The sequence below is a fragment of the Streptomyces sp. NPDC101237 genome, assembly GCF_044767465.1.
GTDB classification, from domain to species: domain Bacteria; phylum Actinomycetota; class Actinomycetes; order Streptomycetales; family Streptomycetaceae; genus Streptomyces; species Streptomyces gramineus.
This window is the reverse complement of the sequence record NZ_JBIWNY010000012.1, coordinates 37,451-56,823: the sequence shown is the minus strand read 5'-3', so window position 1 is coordinate 56,823 and position 19,373 is coordinate 37,451. Positions and strand designations below refer to the sequence as shown.

The 19,373-nt window shown below is 71.1% G+C and carries 19 protein-coding genes and 1 riboswitch; of the genes, 10 read left to right on the top strand and 9 right to left on the bottom strand.

What is annotated here, in order from left to right; all coding sequences use genetic code 11:
• The first annotated feature begins 129 nt into the window (after nt 1–129).
• Both ACIRQ9_RS19810 and ACIRQ9_RS19805 read left to right on the top strand, forming a co-directional pair.
• A complete protein-coding gene (locus tag ACIRQ9_RS19810) occupies nt 130–1,365 on the top strand; it encodes a cytochrome P450 (protein WP_404174679.1) in 1,236 nt (411 codons plus the stop codon).
• A gap of 295 nt (nt 1,366–1,660) precedes the next feature.
• On the top strand, nt 1,661–2,311 hold the full coding sequence (locus ACIRQ9_RS19805; protein WP_404174676.1) for a tetratricopeptide repeat protein: 651 nt from the start codon (nt 1,661–1,663) through the stop codon (nt 2,309–2,311).
• Between the two features lie 180 nt (nt 2,312–2,491).
• Here ACIRQ9_RS19805 and ACIRQ9_RS19800 read toward each other — a convergent pair whose 3' ends face one another.
• Nucleotides 2,492–2,698, bottom strand: coding sequence for a hypothetical protein (locus tag ACIRQ9_RS19800; RefSeq protein ID WP_404174673.1), 207 nt, complete (start codon nt 2,696–2,698; stop codon nt 2,492–2,494).
• An 81-nt stretch (nt 2,699–2,779) separates the two neighbouring features.
• Here ACIRQ9_RS19800 and ACIRQ9_RS19795 point away from each other — a divergent pair, with 81 nt between their 5' ends.
• The 5 genes from ACIRQ9_RS19795 to ACIRQ9_RS19775 all read left to right on the top strand — a co-directional run bounded on the left by ACIRQ9_RS19795 (nt 2,780) and on the right by ACIRQ9_RS19775 (nt 8,160).
• Nucleotides 2,780–2,992: a hypothetical protein gene (locus tag ACIRQ9_RS19795; protein ID WP_404174670.1), complete on the top strand. Its 213-nt coding sequence runs from the start codon at nt 2,780–2,782 to the stop codon at nt 2,990–2,992.
• Nucleotides 2,993–3,125: 133 nt separating this feature from the next.
• Entirely contained in the window at nt 3,126–4,232 is a 1,107-nt protein-coding gene (gene rlmN / locus ACIRQ9_RS19790; RefSeq protein WP_404174667.1) for a 23S rRNA (adenine(2503)-C(2))-methyltransferase RlmN, read from the top strand.
• Between the two features lie 17 nt (nt 4,233–4,249).
• A riboswitch (TPP riboswitch) is annotated at nt 4,250–4,357 on the top strand.
• Nucleotides 4,358–4,433: 76 nt separating this feature from the next.
• Nucleotides 4,434–5,504 carry a thiamine ABC transporter substrate binding subunit gene (locus ACIRQ9_RS19785; RefSeq protein ID WP_404174664.1) on the top strand — a complete coding sequence of 357 codons (1,071 nt, stop codon included), beginning with the start codon at nt 4,434–4,436 and terminating at the stop codon, nt 5,502–5,504.
• A 35-nt stretch (nt 5,505–5,539) separates the two neighbouring features.
• Nucleotides 5,540–7,138, top strand: a complete 1,599-nt coding sequence (locus ACIRQ9_RS19780) for an ABC transporter permease (RefSeq protein WP_404175120.1) — start codon at nt 5,540–5,542, stop codon at nt 7,136–7,138.
• The gene (locus ACIRQ9_RS19775; RefSeq protein WP_404174660.1) at nt 7,138–8,160 is read left to right on the top strand and encodes an ABC transporter ATP-binding protein; all 1,023 of its coding nucleotides are present in this window, start codon (nt 7,138–7,140) and stop codon (nt 8,158–8,160) included. Before ACIRQ9_RS19780 ends, ACIRQ9_RS19775 begins: the two co-directional genes overlap by 1 nt.
• A gap of 82 nt (nt 8,161–8,242) precedes the next feature.
• Here the strand turns inward: ACIRQ9_RS19775 and ACIRQ9_RS19770 are convergent, their stop codons facing one another.
• Both ACIRQ9_RS19770 and ACIRQ9_RS19765 read right to left on the bottom strand, forming a co-directional pair.
• Nucleotides 8,243–8,971 carry an LAETG motif-containing sortase-dependent surface protein gene (locus ACIRQ9_RS19770; RefSeq protein WP_404174657.1) on the bottom strand — a complete coding sequence of 243 codons (729 nt, stop codon included), beginning with the start codon at nt 8,969–8,971 and terminating at the stop codon, nt 8,243–8,245.
• Between the two features lie 138 nt (nt 8,972–9,109).
• Nucleotides 9,110–10,240: an LOG family protein gene (locus ACIRQ9_RS19765; protein WP_404174654.1), complete on the bottom strand. Its 1,131-nt coding sequence runs from the start codon at nt 10,238–10,240 to the stop codon at nt 9,110–9,112.
• Between the two features lie 154 nt (nt 10,241–10,394).
• Between ACIRQ9_RS19765 and ACIRQ9_RS19760 the strand changes: the two genes are divergently transcribed.
• Nucleotides 10,395–10,580 (top strand): hypothetical protein, encoded by a 186-nt coding sequence (locus ACIRQ9_RS19760; protein WP_404174651.1) that lies wholly within the window; start codon nt 10,395–10,397, stop codon nt 10,578–10,580.
• Between the two features lie 29 nt (nt 10,581–10,609).
• On the opposite strand, the gene ACIRQ9_RS19755 is transcribed toward ACIRQ9_RS19760, so the two are convergent.
• The 5 genes from ACIRQ9_RS19755 to ACIRQ9_RS19735 all read right to left on the bottom strand — a co-directional run bounded on the left by ACIRQ9_RS19755 (nt 10,610) and on the right by ACIRQ9_RS19735 (nt 15,317).
• Nucleotides 10,610–11,017 carry a VOC family protein gene (locus ACIRQ9_RS19755; protein WP_404174648.1) on the bottom strand — a complete coding sequence of 136 codons (408 nt, stop codon included), beginning with the start codon at nt 11,015–11,017 and terminating at the stop codon, nt 10,610–10,612.
• Nucleotides 11,018–11,124: 107 nt separating this feature from the next.
• Nucleotides 11,125–12,519, bottom strand: a complete 1,395-nt coding sequence (locus ACIRQ9_RS19750) for a hypothetical protein (RefSeq protein WP_404174645.1) — start codon at nt 12,517–12,519, stop codon at nt 11,125–11,127.
• Entirely contained in the window at nt 12,501–13,241 is a 741-nt protein-coding gene (locus ACIRQ9_RS19745) for an ABC transporter ATP-binding protein (protein ID WP_404174642.1), read from the bottom strand. Before ACIRQ9_RS19745 ends, ACIRQ9_RS19750 begins: the two co-directional genes overlap by 19 nt.
• Before the next feature lie 190 nt (nt 13,242–13,431).
• Nucleotides 13,432–14,814: an aspartate aminotransferase family protein gene (locus ACIRQ9_RS19740; RefSeq protein WP_404174639.1), complete on the bottom strand. Its 1,383-nt coding sequence runs from the start codon at nt 14,812–14,814 to the stop codon at nt 13,432–13,434.
• Nucleotides 14,799–15,317, bottom strand: coding sequence for an Lrp/AsnC family transcriptional regulator (locus ACIRQ9_RS19735; RefSeq protein WP_089098474.1), 519 nt, complete (start codon nt 15,315–15,317; stop codon nt 14,799–14,801). The genes ACIRQ9_RS19740 and ACIRQ9_RS19735 overlap by 16 nt, the downstream gene beginning before the upstream one ends.
• A 166-nt stretch (nt 15,318–15,483) precedes the next feature.
• On the opposite strand from ACIRQ9_RS19735, the gene ACIRQ9_RS19730 reads away from it, so the two are divergent.
• Nucleotides 15,484–16,932 carry a gamma-aminobutyraldehyde dehydrogenase gene (locus tag ACIRQ9_RS19730; RefSeq protein ID WP_404174636.1) on the top strand — a complete coding sequence of 483 codons (1,449 nt, stop codon included), beginning with the start codon at nt 15,484–15,486 and terminating at the stop codon, nt 16,930–16,932.
• A gap of 189 nt (nt 16,933–17,121) precedes the next feature.
• Nucleotides 17,122–18,315 (top strand): extracellular solute-binding protein, encoded by a 1,194-nt coding sequence (locus tag ACIRQ9_RS19725; protein WP_404174633.1) that lies wholly within the window; start codon nt 17,122–17,124, stop codon nt 18,313–18,315.
• 176 nt (nt 18,316–18,491) lie between these two features.
• Here the strand turns inward: ACIRQ9_RS19725 and ACIRQ9_RS19720 are convergent, their stop codons facing one another.
• The gene (locus ACIRQ9_RS19720; protein WP_404174630.1) at nt 18,492–19,370 is read right to left on the bottom strand and encodes an SDR family NAD(P)-dependent oxidoreductase; all 879 of its coding nucleotides are present in this window, start codon (nt 19,368–19,370) and stop codon (nt 18,492–18,494) included.
• Nucleotides 19,371–19,373 lie beyond the last annotated feature (3 nt).

Here is a 19,373-nt window from a genome sequence, read left to right as displayed (position 1 = left end):
GCCTCTCGCAGGCGGGGGCCCGTCGGCTTCCCGGCCCGGACGGCGCAGCAGAAGTCGCCTCGCCGCCCGTCCGGAGGCAGACTCCCCGTGAGGACGCCGTGAGTCCTTCGACGCGCAGGGAGTGTGCCCATGCCCCTCGACCCGGCCCAGGCCCCCACCCCGCCCCCGCCGCCCCCCGTGCGGCCCTGGCCCGTCGGTGATCTGCCCGCCCTCGACCCCGACCCGTTCCTCGACGAACTGCTGCGCGACGAGCCCGTCACCCGCATCAGGCTCGCGCACGGCGAGGGCCACGCCTGGCTCGTCACCCGGTACGAGGACTGCCGCTTCGTCACCTCCGACCCCCGCTTCTCCCGGGAAGAGGTCGTCGGCCGCGACGTCACCAGCATGCGCCCCGAGCCGGTGGCCTCGCAGACCGCCGGCCTGCAGTACATCGACCCGCCCCGGCACAACCGGCTGCGCCGGGTGGTCGCCCGCGCCTTCACCGGGCGGGCCATGCAGCGGCTGCGGCCGATGGCCGAGCGCCGGGCCGCCGTACTGCTCGACGCCATGGCGGACGCCGGACCGCCGGCCGATCTGATGGAGCACCTGCACGGCCCCTTCCCGATCGCGGTGATCCGTGACTTCCTCGGCGTCGACGAGAAGGACTGGCACCGCTGGGCGTCGGCCGGCGAGGCCCTGCTGTCGGCGGGCCCCGACTCCGGGGAGCGCGCCAAGGACGCCGCCCGCACCACCCGCGCCCGGATCACCGAACTGCTCCAGCACCGCCGCGAGGAACCCGGGGAAGACCTCGCCGGCGTCCTGGCACAGGCCACCGAGGCCGGCGAGATCACCGGCGACGAGGCGATCTCGCTGGCCACCGCCATCCAGGTCAGCGGCGGGCACGCGGTCCGCAACAACAGCGGCTCGATGATGTACGCGCTGCTCACCCACCCCGGCCACCTGGAACGCCTGCGCCGCGAGCCGGAGCTGCTCCCCAAGGCCGTGGACGAACTCTTCCGCTACGTCCCGCACCGCAACGGCGTCGGCATCCCGCGGGTCGCCGTCGAGGACGTCGAGGTCGGCGGCCGGCTGATCCGCGCCGGTGAGGTCGTCTACAACGCGTACGTCGCCGCCAACCGCGACCCCGAGGTCTTCCCCGACCCCGACGACCTGGACTTCGACCGCACCGACGGCCCCCACCTGGCCTTCGGACACGGCCCCCACCACTGCATGGCCGCCATCATGGCCCGCATGGAGGCCGAGGTCATGATCGCCGCGGTCCTCACCCGCTTCCCGGCCATCCGCCTGGCCGTCCCCGCCGAGGAGGTCGAATTCCAGCGCCAGGGCCTGATCCGCGGCCCGCGAACGCTGCCGGTGACCTGGTGACCTGGTGACCCGGGCGCGGATCCGCCGCTGATCCCGCCACGAGAAGCGTCCGAGCCCGGTCGGCGCACCCGGTCCGGCGACGGTCCTCCCCTGTGTCACCTGAGCCACGCCATGCGGCGGTGCGGCCGGCGTCATGACCATGTAGGACGAGAGCTGTTACAGGTTTCCTTACCTCATGGACGCCTGGGGCCACGCCCGCTCCACGTGTGTGGGTCGACGGCAGACGAGGAGGGAGCTGGGGAGAGTGGTCGTAATTCCTCGCCATACGGGTGAGCAGTGATCGTACGATCACCACATGACTGCGGATACGCGAATCGAGCAGGCAAATCTTTCATACGAGCGGGCCGTCTTCGGTGGTGACAGCGACACACTCGTCAATGCTGAGCTGGGGCTCGATGCGGTTGAGGCAGACGTCGCCCTAGCCCGTGGCCGCGTAGAACATGCCCGCTTCCTGGACAGTCGAGTAGCGAACGCCCTTGAGCTCGAACTGTTCGAGCGGGCAGCAGAGCTGTATGAGCGAATCGGCGACGTGCGGGGCGAAGGCGAGGCACTGTTCTGGGTCGGTGCCTTCCACCAGGTGGTCCGCGACGACACGGAGACGGCGTTGCCCGCCTTCATGCGGGCCCGCAACCTCGCCACCCAGGCCGATGACCGGCTGACCCTTTCCTACGTCCTTCGGCACCTCGGCTTCGCCGACCACATGGCCGGACGCCTTGACGCGGCAAGAGAACACTTCGAGGAGTCCACCCGCCTACGCCGGGAGCTAGGGTTCCTGCCGGGAGTTGCGGCAAATCTGATCACACTCGCCGAGCTTGCCGCCGAGCAGCATCAGTGGGACGACGCGGTGGCGCTTCTCAAGGAGGCCGGCGAGTTGGCCAAGGACACGGAATCGCATGGCGTCCTGCGCTGGGTGGCGGCAGCCCGCGAGAGGCTCCAGATTCCGTAGGGGTGGCACGAGACCGCGTGCGGCGGCTGACACCGTCAGGCACGAGCGGCCGCGGTCGACGCTGGACCTCAGCGGACGATTGACCAAGGCGCAGGGGGTGTTGGCCGACGTGGGCAGACCCCTGTGATCGACCTGACAAGGAAGCGGACGAAGGGCAAAGCGCTCCGGGGGAAGTCCGGATCAGTCTTCGGTGTCGTGGAAGTACACCGTGAGGCTCGGCCAAGGGCCGTCCGCGGTGATCTCCGTATGCATGACGAGATCCTGAACCTGAACCGAGCCGCGGCGTTCGATGGAGTCTGCGACTCTACGGAGCAGCGCAGGCACGTCATCCTGCCCGGTTCCCGCCGGGTTGGCCTGGGAGAAGTGTTTGATCATCCACGAGTCCATGTGCTCATGATCGCGCAAACGCCGGCCGTCATGCCGTCCCGTCCAGGCAGACCATCAGCGCAGTGCGGCAACCTCAAACCCGTGACGTTCGAACTCTGGCGGAACAGCAGCAACCCGTACTGGGTCGCCCGGGGCCGTGTCGAGAGCACCGAAGTGGTCCTGTCCGGCTCCGAGATCGAACCCAGCGAGCTGTGCCTGGTCCGCGTGAACGACCTGGCCGCGTACTCGGCCCCGATCACGTTCCTACCCGAGCGAGAAGCGATCTCCGTTGCCATGGGCCCGGCGGGAGAATGACGAGTGATCGACACACGGGCCGTCTCTGGGCCGTGCGAGGCCACTCGGTGACGACCGGTGACGCCTGCTGACGACAGCCGTAGGCGAAGACAGCCGCAGGTCACCCAAGTGGATCTGCGACACTGGTACCACCATGCCCAAGCCCGGAGAACTCACCTTTGTCGCGCCGCGCGGAGCCAAGAAGCCGCCGCGGCATCTCGCCGATCTCACGCCCGCCGAGCGCAAGGACGCGGTGGCCGAGATCGGGGAGAAGCCGTTCCGTGCCAAGCAGCTCGCGCAGCACTACTTCGCGCGGTACGCGCACGACCCCGAGCAGTGGACGGACATTCCGGCCGGCTCCCGGGACCGGCTGCGTGAGGCGCTGTTCCCGGAGCTGATGACCGTCGTCCGGCATCTGTCGACCGACGAGGGGACCACGCGCAAGACGCTGTGGCGGCTGTTCGACGGCACGCTCGTGGAGTCCGTGCTGATGCGCTACCCGGACCGGGTGACGATGTGCATCAGCTCACAGGCGGGGTGCGGGATGAACTGCCCGTTCTGCGCGACCGGGCAGGCGGGTCTGGACCGGAACCTGTCCACCGCGGAGATCGTCCACCAGATCGTGGACGGGATGCGGGCGCTCCGGGACGGGGACGTGCCCGGCGGTCCGGCGCGGCTCTCCAACATCGTGTTCATGGGCATGGGCGAGCCCCTGGCCAACTACAAGCGGGTCGTCACCGCCATCCGGGCGCTGACCGACCCGGCTCCGGACGGCCTGGGCCTCTCGCAGCGCGGGATCACCGTGTCGACGGTCGGGCTGGTGCCGGCGATCCACCGGTTCGCCGACGAGGGCCTCAAGTGCCGGCTGGCGATCTCCCTGCACGCGCCCGACGACGAACTGCGCGACACCCTCGTCCCCGTGAACACCCGGTGGAAGGTGCGCGAGGTCCTGGACGCCGGCTTCGAGTACGTCGAGAAGAGCGGCCGGCGGCTGTCCATCGAGTACGCCCTCATCCGTGACATCAACGACCAGGCGTGGCGCGGCGACCGGCTGGGCCGCCTGCTCAAGGGCAAGCCCGTGCACGTGAACCTGATCCCGCTGAACCCGACGCCGGGTTCCCAGTGGACGGCCTCGCGGCCCGAGGACGAGAAGGCCTTCGTCGAGGCGATCGCCGCGCACGGCGTACCCGTCACCGTCCGGGACACCCGTGGCCAGGAGATCGACGGAGCGTGCGGTCAGCTGGCGGCGACCGAGCGGTAGGATCTGGACACATCTTCATATTCCGACAGGGGAGCGCCACAGCGCTGAGAGTGCGGCAATCGGGCCGCAGACCCTCTGAACCTCGCCCAGGTCATTCTGGGTAGGAAGTTCGGTCATCACTCAAGCTGTTGTGCCCTGCCCGGGTGGTTCCACCGGGTGGGGCCGCGTCTCTTCCTGGTCCACCCCAGGAGGAAAACACCAGTGCACACCAAGACCTTCGTGTCCGCGGCCGTCGGACTCGGTCTGCTCACGCTGTCCGCGTGCGGGTCGTCCTCGGGCGCCCCGGCCGACTCCAAGACCGTCACCCTGGTCAGCCACGACTCGTGGGCCGTCTCCAAGAACGTGCTCAAGGACTTCGAGAAGCAGTCCGGCTACACGGTGCGCGTCCTCAAGGACGGCGACGCGGGCCAGGCCGTCAACAAGGCGATCCTCACCAAGGACAACCCGCAGGGCGACGTCTTGTTCGGCGTCGACAACACCCTGCTGTCCAGGGCGCTCGACAACGGCCTCTTCCAGCCGTACACGGCCAAGGGCCTCGACCGGGTCGGCACCGACTACCAGCTCGACGCCGGCAAGCACCGGGTGACGCCCGTCGACTACGGCGACATCTGCGTCAACTACGACAAGGCGTACTTCAGCGAGCACAAGCTGGCCCCGCCCGCCTCCTTCGCCGACCTGGTCAAGCCGCAGTACAAGAACCTCCTCGTCACGGAGAACGCGGCCACCTCCTCGCCGGGACTCGGCTTCCTGCTCGGCAGCGCCGCCCGGTACGGCGACGACGGCTGGCAGACCTACTGGAAGCAGCTCAAGGCCAACGGCGTGAAGGTCGTCGACGGCTGGGAGCAGGCCTACAACGAGGAGTTCTCCGGTTCGGCCGGCGGCCGTAAGGCCAAGGGCGACCGGCCGCTCGTCGTGTCGTACGCCTCCTCGCCGCCCGCCGAGGTCATCTACGCCGACCCGAAGCCGGGCACCGCGCCCACCGGCGTCGCGGCCGGCACCTGCTTCCGGCAGATCGAGTTCGCCGGGCTGCTGAGCAACGCCTCGAACTCCAAGGGCGGCAAGGCGTTCCTCGACTTCCTGGTCTCCAAGGAGTTCCAGGAGGACATGCCGCTGAACATGTTCGTCTACCCGGTGGTCGAGGGCGCGGGCGTGCCCGCCGAGTTCACCAAGTACGGTCCGGCCGCGAAGGCCCCCGAGACCATGGCGCCCGACAGGATCGCCGCCGACCGTGACCAGTGGGTCAAGGCGTGGACCTCGCTCGTACTCAAGTGACCGGCAGGCGCGCAGGCGCGGCGCGGCTCGGCCTGATGGCCGTGCCCGTCGCGTTCTTCGCCGTCTTCTTCGCCTGGCCGGTCGCGGCGATCGTCAGCCGCGGTCTGAAGGCGGACGGCGGCTGGCGGTTCGGGCGGATCGCCGACGTCGTCGGCCGGCCGGACATCCGGCACGTCCTGTGGTTCACCACCTGGCAGGCGCTCGCCTCCACCGGCCTCACCCTGCTGGTCGCGCTGCCCGCCGCCTACGTCTTCGCCCGCCTGGACTTCCCGGGCAAGCAGGTGCTGCGGGCCGTGGTGACGGTGCCCTTCGTGCTGCCGACCGTGGTGGTCGGCACGGCGTTCCTGGCCCTGGTCGGCCGCGGCGGACTGCTGGACGAACTGTGGGGCGTACGGCTGGACACCACCGTGTGGGCCATCCTGATCGCGCACGTCTTCTTCAACTACGCGGTCGTCGTGAGGACCGTGGGCGGGCTGTGGGCGCAACTGGACCCGCGGCAGGAGGAGGCCGCGCGGATGCTCGGCGTCTCGCCGCTGGGCGCCTGGCGGAAGGTGACGCTGCCCGCGCTGGCGCCCGCCGTGGCCGCCGCCGCGCTGATGGTCTTCCTGTTCACCTTCACCTCCTTCGGCGTGGTGCAGATCCTCGGCGGACCTGCCTTCTCCACCCTCGAAGTGGAGATCTACCGGCAGACCTCGGAGATCTTCGACCTCTCCACGGCAGCCGTCCTGACGGTCGTGCAGTTCATGGCGGTCGGCGCGATCCTCGCCGTGCACGCGTGGACGGTACGGCGGCGGGAGAGCGCGCTGCGTCTGGTGGACCCGGCGGTGACGGCCCGCCGGCCGCGCGGCCCCGGCCAGTGGGCGCTGCTCGGCGGGGTCCTCGCCACCGTCGCCGTGCTCCTCGTGCTGCCGCTGGCGGTGCTGGTACGGCGCTCGCTCGACGGCGGGTTCGGCTACTACCGGGCCCTCGGCGACGCCGACGGCGGCACCTTCCTGGTCGCGCCCGTCCAGTCGGTGGTGACCTCGCTGGAGTACGCCGCGGTCGCGACCGCCGTCGCCGTGCTGATCGGGGCGCTCGCGGCTGCCGCGCTGGCCCGGAGGGACGCGGGACGGCTGGTACGGGGCTTCGACGCGCTGCTGATGCTGCCGCTCGGGGTGTCCGCGGTGACCGTCGGCTTCGGGTTCCTGATCGCCCTCGACAAGCCGCCGCTGGACCTGCGGCAGTCCTGGATCCTGGTGCCGCTCGCGCAGGCGCTGGTCGGCGTGCCGTTCGTGGTGCGGACCATGCTGCCGGTGCTGCGCGCCGTGGACGAACGGCTGCGGGAGGCGGCGGCCGTGCTCGGGGCGTCGCCCTGGCGGGTGTGGCGGGAGGTCGATCTGCCGCTGGTGCGGCGGGCGCTGCTGATCGCCGCGGGCTTCGCCTTCGCCGTCTCGCTCGGGGAGTTCGGGGCCACGGTCTTCATCGCCCGGCCGGACAACCCGACCCTTCCCGTCGCCGTGGCCCGGCTGCTGTCCCGCCCCGGCGATCTCAACTACGGCCAGGCGATGGCCCTTTCCACGATTCTGATGGTGGTGTGCGCGGTGGCCCTGCTGGTGCTGGAGCGGCTGCGGACCGACCGGACGGGGGAGTTCTGATGCCGCTTCTCGAACTGGACCGGGCCACCGTGCGGTTCGGCGGGCGGGCCGTGCTCGACGCCGTGGACCTGAAGGTCGCCGAGCACGAGGTGGTGTGCGTGCTCGGACCGAGCGGGAGCGGCAAGTCGACGCTGCTGCGGGTGGTGGCGGGACTGCGGCCGCCGGACGAGGGCCGGGTGCTGCTGGACGGCCGGGACCAGGCGCGGGTGCCGGCCCACCGGCGCGGGGTCGGGCTGATGTTCCAGGACCACCAGCTGTTCCCGCAGCGGGACGTGGGCCGGAACGTGGCCTTCGGACTCCGGATGCGCGGCGAGGGCAGGGACCGGCAGGCCGAGCGGGTGGCGGAGCTGCTGGAGCTGGTCGGACTGCCGGGGGCGGCCGGGCGGGCGGTGGCCGGGCTCTCCGGGGGCGAGCAGCAGCGGGTGGCGCTCGCCCGCGCGCTGGCGCCCAGCCCCCGGCTGCTGATGCTCGACGAACCCCTCGGACAGCTCGACCGTTCGCTGCGCGAGCGGCTGGTGGTCGAACTGCGCGAACTCTTCGGCCGGTTGGGAACGACCGTGCTCGCGGTCACGCACGACCAGGGCGAGGCCTTCGCGCTGGCCGACCGGGTGGTGGTGATGCGGGACGGGCGGATCGCCCAGTCCGGCACGCCCCTCGACGTCTGGCAGCGGCCGGCCGACGCGTTCGTGGCGCGCTTCCTCGGCTTCGACAACGTGGTCCCGGCGACCGTCCGGGGCACGGTCGCGGTGACGCCGTGGGGGAAGCTCCCGGTGCCGGGGGACGGGCCGCAGGGGGCGCGCACCGTCCTGGTGCGGCCCGCGGGCGTACGGCTGACGGCCGCCGGCACCGGGCTGTCCTGCACGGTGTCCGCGCGCACCTTCCAGGGCACCCATGTCACCGTGCACCTCCAGCCCGGGGACGGGCCGCGGCTGGCGGCGGCCTGCGCGCTGCGGGAGGCACCGGCGGTCGGCGACACCGTCGGCGTCGAGTTCGACGCCGCGGAGACCGTCGTACTGGGCTGACGGACCCGGCGACGGCACGGCCGAGGCCCGTCCCCCGGGGAAGGGGGGACGGGCCTCGGCGGTGTGCGGGGGTACGGGTGCGTCAGCTTCCGCTGTTCGCCCCGCGACGGCGCATGCCGAACCAGACGGCGCCGCCGCCGACCACGACGAGCGCGCCGGCGATGCCGGCGATCAGACCGGTGTTGGAGTTGGCACCGGTCTCGGCGAGGTTGGAGTCACCGACCGCCGGGGACGGGGCGTTGTCCGTCGTGCCGGCCGGAGCGGTGCTCTCCGACTCCGAGGGGGCCGGGGAGTCCGACTCGGCCGGAGCGGTGCTCTCCGACTCCGACGGGGACGGCGTGGCCGACTCCGACGGGGACGGGCTGGTGCTCTCCTCCGCCTTGCAGGCGGTGGAGGGGGTGGTGAGGTTGGGCGTGATGTCCTTGTCGATGTGGATGTTGCCGCTGTCGACCTTGACACGGACGCGGTACTCCGCGTTCGGCTTCCAGTTCTCGGAGAAGGTGACCGTGGTGCCCTCGCGGGAGCCCTTGACGGTCTGAGCGGTGCCGACCTGGTTGGCGTCGGCGCCGTTGTTCTCCAGGAAGACCGTGATGGTGGCCGACGTACCCGAGGCGTCGACATCCTTGACGTTGATGACACCGTTGGTGCCGTCGCAGGTGGCCTCGGCGGAGAAATCGCGGATGTTGCACGCGAGCGCGGAAGCGGAGACGCCGAGCGTCAGCGCGGCCGACGCAGCGGCAACTCCCAGGATGCGCACGGAACGACGTGCACTGCGGCGGGATATGGACACGTTTGTCCTTACTGGGTGCATAACTGCGGGGGGCTTGTGGAGCAGTTGACGCAACGTGAGGTGAGGCATCAGCTACCCCAAGAGGCTCACAGGTCTATAAGTGCGCCGTAAGGAGTGTCAATGCATATGCGGCCCACGGGCGTTGACTTTACCTTCTTATTAGATGCTAAGACGTTTCAGCGCCTCGGCGGCCTGCTCGATCCGGTCAACGAGGGCGATACGGGACGCCATCGGCCGGTCCTGGGCAAGCGAGGTCAGGAGCTGCCAAGCCGGCAGCCGCTCGCTCCAGTGCGCCTCGTCGACGAGCACCATCGGGGTCGGCTCGCCCCGTGACTCGTAGTAGTTCGGCGTCGCGTTGTCGAAGATCTCCTGCACCGTCCCGGCCGCGCCCGGCAGGAACACCACACCGGCGGTGGAGCGGGCCAACAGGCCGTCCTCGCGGGTGGCGTTGGCGAAGTACTTGGCTATGTGCGCGGCGAAGGCGTTCGGCGGCTCGTGGCCGTAGAACCAGGTGGGGATGCCGACCGAGGGACCGCCGTCCGGCCAGCGTTCGCGGACCTCGAAGGCGGCGCGTGCCCAGTCGGCGACCGACGGCCGGAACGACGGCGTCTTGGCGAGGAGCCGCAGCGCCTCCTCCAGCATGCCGTCGTCGAACGGCGCCGCGTACGCGCCCAGGTTCGCCGCCTCCATCGCGCCCGGGCCGCCCCCGGTGGCGACCGTGAGGCCGGACCGCGCCAGATCCCGGCCGAGCCGGGCGGCACCGGCGTACTCCGCCGTGCCGCGGGCCATCGCGTGCCCGCCCATCACGCCGACCACCCGCGCCCCGGTGAGGAGTTCGTCGAGCGCGTCGGAGACCGCGTCGTCGTGCACGGAGCGGAGCATCGAGGCGAATATGTCGCCGTCCGCCCTGGTCCGCCGGAACCAGGCGTACGAACGGGCGTCCGGGGTCGCCTCGTAGCCCGCGCCGAGCCCGTCGAACAGTTCGCCCGGCGTGTACACGAAGGCGCGGTAGGGATCGAACGGAACGTCGGGTACGGGCGGGAACACCAGGGCGCCCGAGGCGCGGACCGCGGCGGCGGCCTCGTCCGACATCGGGCAGCCGAGGAAGACCGCCTCGGCGGTGTCGGTGGCGAGCAGGACGTCCGTACGGTCCGTCAGATCGACGGCCTGGACGCGGTACCGGGCGAGCGTGCCGTGCACGGCGACCACCGCGTCGAACTCGGCGAGCGACTCGATCTCACGGTCGTGGACGGCGTCTTCGGGCTGCGGCTGGGCGGGTGTCTGATGCACCCGCCCACCCTAGTCTTCCGAGTCCGGAATTCTGTTCGGATGTGTGGGGTTGCGGGGTGGCGCGCACTGGGCGGCCGAAGGCCGAGTTGGTCCTGTCGGGCGGGGAACGGGCCGCGCTGGAGGGCTGGGTGCGGCACCGTTCGACGCCGCGGGCGTGGGCTCAGCGGTGCGGATCGTCCTGGCCTGCGCGAGCGGGGCGTCGAACAAGGACGTGGCCGCACGACCCGGCTCGACCCCGCAGGCGGTGGGACGCCGGCGGGCCCGGTTTGTCGGGCAGGGAGGCGTCCACGAAACCGTCCACGCCCTGGAGAAGGACATCCGCACCTGGATCGCTGTCTGAACAGAATTCCCGACTCGGAAGACCAGGCGTCAGCCCTGCACGGCCGCCGGGTCCATCCACACGACCTCCCAGCTGTGGCCGTCGAGGTCGTCGAAGGAGCGGCCGTACATGAAGCCCTGGTCCTGGACGTCGTCGTTCGCCGTGCCGCCCGCCGCGGCCGCCTTCTCCACCAGCTCGTCGACCTTCTCGCGGCTCTCCGCGCTCAGGCAGATCAGCACCTCGCTGGTCTTCGTCGAGTCGGCGATCTCCTTCTTGGTGAAGTCGGCGTAGCGCTGCTTGCTCAGGAGCATCGCGACGATCGTGTCGCTGATCACGACACAGGAGCAGTTGTCGTCGCTGAACTGCGGGTTGATCGTGTAGCCGAGCTCCGTGAAGAACTTCCGCGACGCGGCGACGTCGGCGGTGGCCAGGTTCACGAAGATCATCTGCTGGTACATGGGGGCCTCTCCCTCGGGTGTCGTGCCGTTCGGGGGGTTGGACCGAAGGAAGGTGCGAAACTCATCGGTCGGTTCGGAATCCGCCGTCGGAAGGTCCGCACCGCGGCTCAGCGGGCGAGGGGCAGCGCGGCGAGGTCGGCGACCAGCAGGGTCAGGGGCACGAAGAAGGCCAGCAGGGCGCCGGTGCGCAGGGCCGCGGCGCCGCGCAGCACGGTGGCCGGCGCGCCGACCCGGAGCAGGGCCGCGGTGGTGTCGGCGCGCAGTTGGCGGGCCTCCACGGCCGCGGTCAGCAGGGTGGCCACCGCGCAGCCGGCGACCACGAGACCGCCGAGGGCGGTGAGCGGGCCGAAGGCGAGGGCGCGGCCGTCGGCGTGGAGCGTGCGGGCCGCGAAGCCCGCCGACGCCACCGCGCAGACGATGCCGAGCGGGCGGCCGATGCGGGTGGCCTCCGCCATCAGGACGCGGCCGGCCAGGAGGCGCAGCGCGCCGGGGCGCACGGCCTGCAGGACGCGGCCGCAGAGGTGGGTGAGGCCGGGGGCCGCCAGTGCCAGCCCGAGGGCGGTCAGGGCCCACCCGGCCAGGACGCCGACGGGGCCGACGGTCAGCCCGCCGGGGAGGGTGGTGCGCGGGGCGGACGCGGTGGCGCCGGCGTAGGACTCCACGGCGAGGCCGGCGGCGATCACCGCGACGCCCCAGGGGAGACCGGTGGGCGTCTTCGCGAGGGCCGCCGGTCCGGACGCCGCCGCGGGCGGGGCGGCCTGATCCGCGGGTGCCTGCCCGGTGCCGTCCGCGGCGTCGGCGCGCGCGGTGGAGTCGTCCGGGGCGGAGCCGTCGGCGGCGCGGTCGGCCGTGGCGGGCGGCGCGGGCCGCGGCGGGGAGCCGAAGAGGCGGGCGCCGAAGCGGCCGTACGTCCCGAAGGTCTCGGCCTGCGCCCGCTTGCCGTAGGCCCCGAACCGGCCGAAGCCCCGCGCGCGGGCCGCCGGGTCCGGCAGGTCCCGCGGCCGGAGGGTCACCGCCACCGCCGCGGACGCGAGCACCGGCAGGACGGCGAGCAGGGTCAGCGCCGCCGGCACGGGCAGCGACCTGTTCGCCGCCAGGAAGTCCTTCGCCGCGCCGTCGAAGGGCATGCCCGTGAGATCGCCGCGCAGGTGCAGGAAGACCAGGAGGGCGACGAGCGAGCCCAGGGTGCAGGCCAGGGCCGTGTTGAGGGCGGCGACGGCCATCAGCCGGCCCGGGCCCAGACCAAGGGCGGACAGGCCGGGGCGCGGCCGGGTGCCGGGGTCGGTGCGGGCCACCGCGATCGCGAGGTACACCGTGGCGGCGAGCGGGCCCAGGCACCAGGCCAGGCGCAGCAGCGCGGCCGTCGAGTGGGTCGGGTGGACCATCGCGTAGCCGAGGGCGGACAGCAGCAGGAAGCCCGTGCCGGCGGCCGCCGCGGCCACCAGGAGGCGGCGCAGGTGGACGGCCGGGCGGGCGGCGCGGGTCAGACGGAGAGCGAGCACTCGGCCCGGCCTTCCGTCTCGGGCACCGGCGGCAGGTGGACGGTGTTGACCCGGCGGCCGTCCAGGAGCTGGACGGTGCGGTCGGCGAGGGCCGCCGTCTCGGCGTCGTGCGTGGCGAGGACGACCGTGATGCCGTGCGAACGGGCCGCCGTGGTGAGGGTGCGCAGCACGTGCGCGCGGTCGGCGCGGTGCAGCGGTGCCGTCGGCTCGTCGGCGAAGAGGATCGTGGGGGCGGGCGCGAGGGCGCGTGCGATGCAGACGCGCTGGCGTTCGGCCTGCTGGAGCTGGGCGGGGTGACGGCGGGACTTGTCGCCGACGTCGAGGCGCTCCAGCCACTCCAGCGCGGCCACCTTGGCCCGGCGGCGGCCGGTGCCGCGCAGCATGAGGGGCAGGGCGGTGTTCTCCCAGACGTTCAGCTCGGGGACCAGGGCCGGGGCCGGGTCGATCCAGCCGAAGCGGTCGCGGCGCAGCCGCTCGCGGGTCATCGGGCCCATCCGGTGCACGGCCGTGCTGTTGAACCAGACCTCGCCGTGCTGCGCCGGGACCAGACCGGACAGGCACCTGAGCAGCGTGGTCTTGCCGCTGCCGCGCGGGCCGCTGACGGCGAGGATCTCGCCCTCCCGGACACCGAGCGAGACGCCGGTGACACCGGGCGAGCCGTCCTGGTGGCTGAAGTGCAGGGAGCGTGCCCACAGCACGTCGTTGTCCGGCGGGGCCTCCATGGGCGTACACCTCGGTTCTGATCCGTTTTCCCGTGTCCGATCCCCCGTCCGGGGGAACGAAGGCTGGGCCGATCGGTCACGTGCACGCTAGGCAGGTCGTCGGGCCGAGCCCGGACGGCACACGGCCCCGGGCCGCCGTTCTCACTCGAACGGACGGCACCGGGGCCGCGTCATTCCGCTGATCTGATGATCAGAGCTTCGTCCACGCCTCCGTCAGCGTGGCGCGCAGGATCTGCTCGATCTCGTCGAAGGTCTCCTGGTTGGAGATCAGCGGCGGGGCGAGCTGGACGACCGGGTCGCCGCGGTCGTCGGCACGGCAGTACAGGCCGTTGTCGAACAGGGCCTTGGAGAGGAAGCCGTACAGGACGCGCTCGGTCTCCTCCTCGTTGAAGGACTCCTTGGTGTGCTTGTCCTTCACCAGCTCGATGCCGTAGAAGAAGCCGTTGCCGCGGACGTCGCCGACGATCGGCAGGTCGTGCAGCTTCTGCAGCGTGGACAGGAACGCGCCCTCGTTGTCGAGCACGTGCTGGTTGATGTTCTCGCGCTCGAACAGGTCGAGGTTGGCGAGACCCACGGCCGCGGAGACCGGGTGGCCGCCGAAGGTGTAGCCGTGCAGGAAGGTGTTGTCGCCCTTGTAGAAGGGCTCGGCGAGCTTGTCGGAGATGATGCAGGCGCCGATCGGGGAGTAGCCCGAGGTCATGCCCTTGGCGCAGGTGATCATGTCCGGGACGTAGCCGAACTTGTCGCAGGCGAACATCGTGCCGAGGCGGCCGAAGGCGCAGATGACCTCGTCGGAGACGAGCAGCACGTCGTACTGGTCGCAGATCTCGCGCACGCGCTGGAAGTAGCCGGGCGGGGGCGGGAAGCAGCCGCCGGCGTTCTGCACGGGCTCCAGGAAGACCGCGGCGACGGTGTCCGGGCCCTCGAAGAGGATCTGCTGCTCGATCTGGTCGGCGGCCCAGCGGCCGAAGGCCTCCGGGTCGTCGCCGAAGAGCGGCGCGCGGTAGATGTTGGTGTTCGGCACCTTGTGCGCGCCCGGCACCAGCGGCTCGAACGGCGCCTTCAGGGCCGGCAGGCCGGTGATCGACAGGGCGCCCTGCGGGGTGCCGTGGTAGGCGACCGCGCGGGAGATGACCTTGTACTTGGTCGGCTTGCCCTTGAGCTTGAAGTACTGCTTGGCGAGCTTCCAGGCGGTCTCCACGGCCTCGCCGCCGCCGGTGGTGAAGAAGACCTTGTTCAGGTCGCCGGGGGCGTAGTCGGCGAGGCGCTCGGCCAGCTCGACGGCCTTGGGGTGGGCGTACGACCACACCGGGAAGAAGGCCAGTTCCTGGGCCTGCTTGAAGGCGGTCTCGGCGAGTTCCGTGCGGCCGTGACCGGCCTGGACCACGAACAGACCCGCGAGACCGTCCAGGTAGCGCTTGCCCTTGTCGTCGTAGATGTAGGTGCCCTCACCCCGGACGATGGTCGGGACGGGTGAGTTCTCGTACGAGGACATGCGGGTGAAGTGCATCCACAGGTGGTCGTACGCGGTGCGGCTGAGGTCCTTCTGGGTCACGGTTATCGGGTTCCCCACATGTAGGTCTGCTTCTTCAGCTTCAGGTAGACGAAGCTTTCGGTGGAGCGCACGCCGGGCAGCGCCCGGATGCGTTTGTTGATGACGTCCAGCAGGTGGTCGTCGTCCTCGCAGACGATCTCCGCGAGGATGTCGAACGAGCCCGCGGTCATCACCACGTACTCGACTTCCGACATGGCCGTCAGCGCGTCCGCTATCGACTCGACGTCGCCCTCGACGTTGACGCCGACCATCGCCTGCCGGCGGAAGCCCACGGTGAGCGGGTCCGTGACGGCGACGATCTGCATCACGCCCTGGTCCAGCAGCTTCTGGACGCGCTGGCGCACGGCCGCCTCCGACAGGCCGACGGCCTTGCCGATCGCGGCGTACGGTCGGCGGCCGTCCTCCTGGAGCTGCTGGATGATGGCGAGGGAGACGGCATCCAACTGCGGGGTGCCGTTCCTGGACTCGCGGGAGGAGTCCCTCTGGTCTGCGCTTCGACTGGCCACGACCTCACTGTGCACGACGTCTCGACGGTTCCGCAAGGCCGCTTCGATGAAATTCGTTGTTTGAGGTACCCAGTACTGCGGATTTCGCAGGGGGGGCCGGGGCGGGGGTGTTGAAAACGTGGGATCTCGGATTACTGTGGGTGTCTCAGTCAATGGACACCCGAATCTTGGAGGGCCGGCAGTGAGTACCGAGCTGGGTCGGCTGCGCAAACTACAGAACTACATCGCCGGTGAGTTCCGGGACGCCGCCGACGGACGGACCACCGAGGTGGTCAACCCCGCGACCGGCGAGGCGTACGCGACGGCGCCGCTGTCCGGGGCGGCCGACGTCGACGCGGCCATGGCCGCCGCCGCCCAGGCCTTCCCGGCGTGGCGGGACAGCACGCCCGCCGAGCGCCAGAGGTACCTCCTGAAGATCGCCGACGCGTTCGAGGAGCGCGCCGAGGAACTCATCGCGGCCGAGGTGGAGAACACGGGCAAGCCCGTCGGGCTCACCCGCTCCGAGGAGATCCCGCCGATGATCGACCAGATCCGCTTCTTCGCGGGCGCGGCCCGGATGCTGGAGGGCCGCTCGGCCGGCGAGTACATGGAGGGCCTGACCTCCATCGTCCGCCGCGAGCCGATCGGCGTCTGCGCGCAGGTCGCGCCCTGGAACTACCCGATGATGATGGCCGTGTGGAAGTTCGCCCCGGCGCTCGCCGCGGGCAACACCGTCGTGCTGAAGCCGTCCGACACCACCCCGGCGTCGACCGTGCTGATGGCCGAGATCCTCGGCGGCATCCTCCCCAAGGGCGTCTTCAACGTGGTCACCGGTGACCGTGACACCGGCCGCCTCATGGTCGAGCACCCGACCCCGGCGATGGCCTCCATCACCGGCTCGGTGCGCGCCGGCATGCAGGTCGCCGAGTCCGCCTCCAAGGACCTCAAGCGGGTCCACCTGGAGCTGGGCGGCAAGGCGCCGGTCGTCGTCTTCGAGGACACCGACATCGCCAAGGCCGTCGAGGACATCTCCGTCGCCGGCTTCTTCAACGCCGGCCAGGACTGCACGGCCGCCACCCGCGTCCTCGTCCAGGAGTCCATCCACGACGAGTTCGTCGCCGCGCTGGCGAAGGCCGCGGCCGAGACGAAGACCGGGCAGCCGGACGACGAGGACGTGCTCTTCGGCCCCCTCAACAACCCCAACCAGCTCAAGCAGGTCTCCGGCTTCATCGAGCGGCTGCCCGCCCACGCCAAGGTCGAGGCCGGCGGCCAGCGGGTCGGCGACAAGGGCTACTTCTACGCCCCTACCGTCGTCTCCGGCCTCAAGCAGGACGACGAGATCATCCAGAACGAGGTCTTCGGACCGGTCATCACCGTTCAGTCCTTCACGGACGAGGACCAGGCCACCGAGTGGGCCAACGGCGTCGAGTACGCGCTGGCCTCCTCCGTGTGGACCAAGGACCACGGGCGGGCGATGCGGATGTCCAAGAAGCTGGACTTCGGCTGCGTGTGGATCAACACCCACATCCCGCTGGTCGCGGAGATGCCGCACGGCGGGTTCAAGAAGTCCGGGTACGGCAAGGACCTGTCGGCCTACGGCTTCGACGACTACACGCGGATCAAGCACGTGATGACGTCGCTCGACGCGTAGTGCGGAGCACGTGGTCCGGGAATGCGGCGCTGCCGGGGCGGGAGACCCCCCGGCAGCGCCTTTCCGTGCCGGTGGACGGGCCCGTCACGGCGGGTCGACCCAGGTCATCGACAAGGTGTCTTGTCCGCGTCAGGCCGCTCGACGGACCGTCGATTGCCCGGCGGAGGCCGGGCGAGACATGCTGAAGACGTGCCCCAGAATCCTTCCCGAACGCCTCGGCCGTCCCGTCGTACCCTGCTGCGCGCGCTCGGCGGCACCGCCGCGCTGGGCGGCCTGGCCGGCTGCGGGGTGCCCGCCGCGTACGTCAAGGCGGACGACCGCGCCGTGACCGACCTGTCCGCACGGGACCGCGAGCTGGTCTTCTCCAACTGGCCGCTGTACATCGACGTCGACGACGACAACCCGAACAGGCGGCCCACCCTCGACGCCTTCGAGAAGCAGACCGGGATCTCCGTCGACTACACCGAGGAGATCAACGACAACGACGAGTTCTTCGGCAAGATCAGCCCGGCGCTGATGAACCACCAGTCCACGGGCCGGGACCTGATCGTCATCAGCGACTGGATGTGCGCGCGCTTCGTCCGGCTCGGCTGGGTCCAGCGGATGGACCGCGCTCACCAGCCGAACGTCGCCAAGTACCTCGACCCGCTGCTGCGTTCGCCCGCCTTCGACCCCGGCCGCCTGTACACGGTGCCCTGGCAGTCCGGCATCACCGGCATCGCCTACAACCACCGGAAGCTGGGCCGCGAGATCCGGCACGTCAAGGACCTGTGGGCGAGAGACCTCAAGGGCCGGGTGACCCTGCTCTCCGGCCTCGACGAGGCGTTCGCGCTGCTGATGCAGGGCAACGGCGTGGACATCACCACGTGGACGGCCGACGACTTCTACGACGTGTGCGACGAGGTGGAACGGCAGCTGGCCCGCGGCCAGATCCGCCGCTTCACCGGCAACGACTACACCAAGGACCTGGTCAGCGGCGACGTCCTGGCCTGCCAGGCGTACTCCGGTGACGTCATCCAGCTGCAGGCCGACAACCCCGACATCCGTTTCGTCGTCCCCGAGGAGGGCGCGGAGCTGTGGTCGGACTCCCTGATGATCCCGGACCGGGCCGCCCACAAGGCCAACGCGGAACGTCTCGTCGACCACTACTACGAGCCGGAGGTCGCGGCCCGGCTGGCGGCCTGGGTCAACTACGTCTGCCCCGTCCCGGCCGCGCAGCAGGTCCTCGCCGCGTCCAAGGACAGGGACACCGCGGCCCTCGCCGAGAACCCGCTGATCTTCCCGAACACGGCGATGCGCGGGCGCCTGGCCATCGCCCGCGACATCACGTCGACCGAGCGGGTGGACTTCGCCAAGCGCTGGAACAAGATCGCGGGGCTGTAGCGGAAGAACGCCCGCGCGGTCCGTGTCCATGGGCTGTGACCTGAGGAGACTTCGGGCCGCCTCCGGTGATCACGACCGGCGGGAGAGGCCGCTGTTCGCGCCCGGCATCGCGTGCCACGCCCTGGCACGGGCAAGGTGCGCCTGACACCGCCGCGCGCGGGCTCCGTCCGGAGCCTTCACCGGTCCTGGTGACCCGCCGGCGCCGGGAGTCCGGCCGGGAAGTCCTGGCCGAAGTCGGCCGAGCGGCCCACCTCTTCCCAGGCCGCCGCCTCCTCCAGCTGGGCGCGCGAGTACGCCTGGGCCATCTCGACGGCGTCGACGCCGAGGAGCAGGTGCGAGGGCGGGTTCGGTGCCTTGACGACCCGGACCAGGATCTCGCCGGCGCGCCGCGGGTCGCCCGCCGCGGCGACGGCTCCGCCGAGCAGGCGGACCATCTCCCCGACCGTGGCGTCGTACTCCGGCGCCACCTCGGGGATCCGCATGGAGGAGCCCGCCCAGTCGGTGGCGAAGCCGCTGGGTTCCACGACCAGGCAGCGGATGCCGAACGGTGCCGTCTCGGCGGCGAGGACCCGGGTGAAGCCGTCCACGGCGAACTTGGCGGCCTGGTAGGAGCCGAGGCCGGGGGTGCCTCCGACGCGGCCGCCGATCGAGGAGAACTGCACGAGGGTGCCGCCGCCCTGCGCCCTGAGGATCGGGAGCGCGGCGGTGGAGACGTGGTAGACGCCCCAGAAGTTCGTGTCGAACTGGCGGCGGAAGTCGTCCTCGGGGGTCGTCTCCACGGCGCCGAGGTTGGCGTATCCCGCGTTGTTGACCACGACGTCGACCCGGCCGAACCGTTCGACGGCGGCCCGGAGACCGGCCTCGGCGGCGGCCCGGTCGGTGACGTCGAGCGCGACGGGCAGCACCCGGTCGCCGTACTTCTCGACGAGGTCGTCCAGCCCGGCGGGCCTGCGGGCGGTGGCCACGACGTTGTCGCCGGCCTCCAGGGCGGCGATCGCGAGGTCGCGGCCGAAGCCGCGGGAGGAACCGGTGATGAACCAGGTGTCAGTGCTCATGAC

What these genes read in the sequence shown, in the direction of transcription:
- ACIRQ9_RS19810 (WP_404174679.1), top strand. Translation starts at nt 130, where the DNA reads ATGCCCCTCGACCCGGCCCAGGCCCCCACCCCGCCCCCGCCGCCCCCC.
- ACIRQ9_RS19805 (WP_404174676.1), top strand. Translation starts at nt 1,661, where the DNA reads ATGACTGCGGATACGCGAATCGAGCAGGCAAATCTTTCATACGAGCGG.
- ACIRQ9_RS19800 (WP_404174673.1), bottom strand. Translation starts at nt 2,698, where the DNA reads ATGGACTCGTGGATGATCAAACACTTCTCCCAGGCCAACCCGGCGGGA.
- rlmN (WP_404174667.1), top strand. Translation starts at nt 3,126, where the DNA reads ATGCCCAAGCCCGGAGAACTCACCTTTGTCGCGCCGCGCGGAGCCAAG.
- ACIRQ9_RS19780 (WP_404175120.1), top strand. Translation starts at nt 5,540, where the DNA reads ATGGCCGTGCCCGTCGCGTTCTTCGCCGTCTTCTTCGCCTGGCCGGTC.
- ACIRQ9_RS19775 (WP_404174660.1), top strand. Translation starts at nt 7,138, where the DNA reads ATGCCGCTTCTCGAACTGGACCGGGCCACCGTGCGGTTCGGCGGGCGG.
- ACIRQ9_RS19770 (WP_404174657.1), bottom strand. Translation starts at nt 8,971, where the DNA reads ATGCACCCAGTAAGGACAAACGTGTCCATATCCCGCCGCAGTGCACGT.
- ACIRQ9_RS19755 (WP_404174648.1), bottom strand. Translation starts at nt 11,017, where the DNA reads ATGTACCAGCAGATGATCTTCGTGAACCTGGCCACCGCCGACGTCGCC.
- ACIRQ9_RS19745 (WP_404174642.1), bottom strand. Translation starts at nt 13,241, where the DNA reads ATGGAGGCCCCGCCGGACAACGACGTGCTGTGGGCACGCTCCCTGCAC.
- ACIRQ9_RS19720 (WP_404174630.1), bottom strand. Translation starts at nt 19,370, where the DNA reads ATGAGCACTGACACCTGGTTCATCACCGGTTCCTCCCGCGGCTTCGGC.